The organism is Pseudomonas emilianonis, assembly GCF_023072625.1.
Classification (GTDB): domain Bacteria; phylum Pseudomonadota; class Gammaproteobacteria; order Pseudomonadales; family Pseudomonadaceae; genus Aquipseudomonas; species Aquipseudomonas paraveronii.
The window spans coordinates 1-2,500 of sequence record NZ_JAKNRV010000414.1 but is presented as its reverse complement, the minus strand read 5'-3'; the positions used below and the strand labels follow the sequence as shown (position 1 = coordinate 2,500).

The window sequence follows — 2,500 nt, the reverse complement described above, 5'->3', positions numbered from 1 at the left end:
CCGTTCGCTCGCCACTACTAAGGGAATCTCGGTTGATTTCTTTTCCTCAGGGTACTTAGATGTTTCAGTTCCCCTGGTTCGCCCCTTACACCTATGTATTCAGTGTAAGGTAACCATCTTATGATGGCTGGGTTCCCCCATTCAGACATCTCCGGATCAAAGTCTGTTTGCCGACTCCCCGAAGCTTTTCGCAGGCTACCACGTCTTTCATCGCCTCTGACTGCCAAGGCATCCACCGTATGCGCTTCTTCACTTGACCATATAACCCCAAGCAATCTGGTTATACTGTGAAGACGACATTCGCCGAAAATTCGATAATACTCAATTAAGAGCAACTCACAAATTTTACCTTAGCCTGATCCGTTACCAGTGAAAGTAACGTTCAGTCTATCTTTCTATCACATACCCAAATTTTTAAAGAACGATCTAATCAAAGACTAGAAATCAACATTCACCATCATCACGATGGAATGCTCATTTCTAAGCTCTCAAACTTCAGAAGCAGTAGTGGTGGAGCCAAACGGGATCGAACCGTTGACCTCCTGCGTGCAAGGCAGGCGCTCTCCCAGCTGAGCTATGGCCCCGTATTTCTACAGGTTCCCACACAAAATTGGTGGGTCTGGGCAGATTCGAACTGCCGACCTCACCCTTATCAGGGGTGCGCTCTAACCAACTGAGCTACAGACCCAATTTCGGGCTGCTTCTTTATCGTCTTCTTCAATGAATCAAGCAATTCGTGTGGGAACTTATGGAGCAGCTGATGTCGTCGATTAAGGAGGTGATCCAGCCGCAGGTTCCCCTACGGCTACCTTGTTACGACTTCACCCCAGTCATGAATCACACCGTGGTAACCGTCCTCCCGAAGGTTAGACTAGCTACTTCTGGTGCAACCCACTCCCATGGTGTGACGGGCGGTGTGTACAAGGCCCGGGAACGTATTCACCGCGACATTCTGATTCGCGATTACTAGCGATTCCGACTTCACGCAGTCGAGTTGCAGACTGCGATCCGGACTACGATCGGTTTTCTGGGATTAGCTCCACCTCGCGGCTTGGCAACCCTCTGTACCGACCATTGTAGCACGTGTGTAGCCCAGGCCGTAAGGGCCATGATGACTTGACGTCATCCCCACCTTCCTCCGGTTTGTCACCGGCAGTCTCCTTAGAGTGCCCACCATTACGTGCTGGTAACTAAGGACAAGGGTTGCGCTCGTTACGGGACTTAACCCAACATCTCACGACACGAGCTGACGACAGCCATGCAGCACCTGTCTCAATGTTCCCGAAGGCACCAATCTATCTCTAGAAAGTTCATTGGATGTCAAGGCCTGGTAAGGTTCTTCGCGTTGCTTCGAATTAAACCACATGCTCCACCGCTTGTGCGGGCCCCCGTCAATTCATTTGAGTTTTAACCTTGCGGCCGTACTCCCCAGGCGGTCAACTTAATGCGTTAGCTGCGCCACTAAGAGCTCAAGGCTCCCAACGGCTAGTTGACATCGTTTACGGCGTGGACTACCAGGGTATCTAATCCTGTTTGCTCCCCACGCTTTCGCACCTCAGTGTCAGTATCAGTCCAGGTGGTCGCCTTCGCCACTGGTGTTCCTTCCTATATCTACGCATTTCACCGCTACACAGGAAATTCCACCACCCTCTACCATACTCTAGTCAGTCAGTTTTGAATGCAGTTCCCAGGTTGAGCCCGGGGATTTCACATCCAACTTAACTAACCACCTACGCGCGCTTTACGCCCAGTAATTCCGATTAACGCTTGCACCCTCTGTATTACCGCGGCTGCTGGCACAGAGTTAGCCGGTGCTTATTCTGTCGGTAACGTCAAAACAATCACGTATTAGGTAACTGCCCTTCCTCCCAACTTAAAGTGCTTTACAATCCGAAGACCTTCTTCACACACGCGGCATGGCTGGATCAGGCTTTCGCCCATTGTCCAATATTCCCCACTGCTGCCTCCCGTAGGAGTCTGGACCGTGTCTCAGTTCCAGTGTGACTGATCATCCTCTCAGACCAGTTACGGATCGTTGCCTTGGTGAGCCATTACCTCACCAACTAGCTAATCCGACCTAGGCTCATCTGATAGCGCAAGGCCCGAAGGTCCCCTGCTTTCTCCCGTAGGACGTATGCGGTATTAGCGTCCGTTTCCGAACGTTATCCCCCACTACCAGGCAGATTCCTAGGCATTACTCACCCGTCCGCCGCTCTCAAGAGAAGCAAGCTTCTCTCTACCGCTCGACTTGCATGTGTTAGGCCTGCCGCCAGCGTTCAATCTGAGCCATGATCAAACTCTTCAGTTCAAACATCTTTGGGTTTTTAAGAAACCCTAAACTTGGCTCAGCAATCGTTGGTTACATCTTTGATTTCTCGCGGAGTAACTTGTGATGCTGATAATCTTGTTGACTATCAGTCTGACTCCACAAGCACCCACACGAATTGCTTGATTCAGTTGTTAAAGAGCGGTTGGTTAAGATCTTTCGTCTCAACCGAGG

General features: G+C 50.6%; 2 tRNA genes and 2 rRNA genes (1 of these 4 cut by a window edge). All 4 read right to left on the bottom strand.

The window, feature by feature from the left end:
• Positions 1-259 (bottom strand): 23S ribosomal RNA (locus L9Z73_RS26505); its annotated part reaches 1,656 nt to the left of the window's first position; the annotation flags it as partial.
• A 249-nt stretch (positions 260-508) separates the two neighbouring features.
• Positions 509-584, bottom strand: a tRNA-Ala gene (locus tag L9Z73_RS26500).
• Positions 585-611: 27 nt separating this feature from the next.
• Positions 612-688, bottom strand: a tRNA-Ile gene (locus tag L9Z73_RS26495).
• Between the two features lie 83 nt (positions 689-771).
• A 16S ribosomal RNA gene (locus tag L9Z73_RS26490) occupies positions 772-2,308 on the bottom strand.
• Positions 2,309-2,500 lie beyond the last annotated feature (192 nt).